2 protein-coding genes are annotated in these 1,183 nt (G+C 54.4%); both read left to right on the forward strand.

Going from position 1 to position 1,183, the window contains the following annotated elements; genetic code table 11:
- On the forward strand, positions 1-911 hold a 911-nt coding region (locus AB6D93_RS24080; RefSeq protein WP_372159258.1), incomplete at its 5' end, for an integrating conjugative element protein.
- Between the two features lie 3 nt (positions 912-914).
- Positions 915-1,183 (forward strand): hypothetical protein (locus AB6D93_RS24085; protein WP_372159259.1); only part of this gene is annotated, 269 nt, incomplete at its 3' end.

Raw genomic sequence — 1,183 nt, forward strand, 5'->3', positions numbered from 1 at the left:
TGCAAGGCAAATTCGATTTTGATGACGCCAGCAGTTCGTGTGAGGCCATGGTCGACACCATGGGTGAAATGAACACCGATAAGGCTTACGCAACGCTTGCCCGCGCACAGGCGTGGACCAATGCCGTAAAAAGTGGCGACGCCGTCAGAGCCAAACAAGAAGTGCAAGACGATATGGGCGATTCTGGGGTGACCTGGGTGGGCGGCGCCAAATACGGCGGTCGCAACCAACCAGCCATCAACGCCACCACGGATGCGACGCGCGCCGGCTTCACCTTACTGTCGGATGAATCACAAAAAGAAAGCCACCAAGGCCTTTATCGCTACTGGGACAATGAAGAGACAATGAGTGAGTGGGTATCTCAAGTGATTGGTAGCCAGTCGGTGCAAACCGGTATGGACAAAAGCCGAACCGAAGCTACGCCAGGGATTGGGCTATCTCAGGAAGTCACAGAGGTGAGCACCGCGCTGGAAAGTGAACTTCGAGGCGCCATCGCAGAGAACAAAGAGACCGAACACTTCCCTAAAACCTTGATTGAAGCGCTGACCGAACGAGAAGTGGACAACAACACCGTATCGCGCATTGCCAGTGAGCTGGCGCTTTCTCAAGCGATTGAAAAAGCCCTGTACGCGCGGCGCGCGCTGCTCACGGGCAAGTACGAAGTCAATATTGCTCAGCACGCCACGGCGCAAAAAGACATCGACAACTCAATTGCTCGCCTTGAGCGCGAGATTGACATGCTGCGCTACGAAGCCGAGGTCAGACAACAAATAGGCACCCGCACCGCCCAAGCGGTGGTGGATGACTACCGCTACCAAAGACCACAAGTTATCCCGCAAACACCCAAATCCGACTCGGTCTTTTTAGACAAAGACCGATATGACAACTCTTATGACAAGGATGGAGAATAATATATGAACACCTCAACAGCCCGACCTCAAAACCGGTGGCGCCGAAGTCGCCACATCATCACACTGCTTTTGTGCTTGCTCGTCGCCAGCGCACTGGCTTTTTCACTGGACGGGGACACGCTATCAAGCAGCGCATACGCCTGGTATATGGTCGCACTGCGCATAGTCATCTACGGCCTCGCGCTGTGGCGCGCTAAGCGCTACGCCTTTGGTATCACGCTTGCCCTCATGCTCAACGAACTCATCTTACTCACCCAATACGTCGATTTAGG

Source organism: Vibrio sp. 10N.247.310.23, from assembly GCF_041467155.1.
GTDB lineage: Bacteria > Pseudomonadota > Gammaproteobacteria > Enterobacterales > Vibrionaceae > Vibrio > Vibrio crassostreae_C.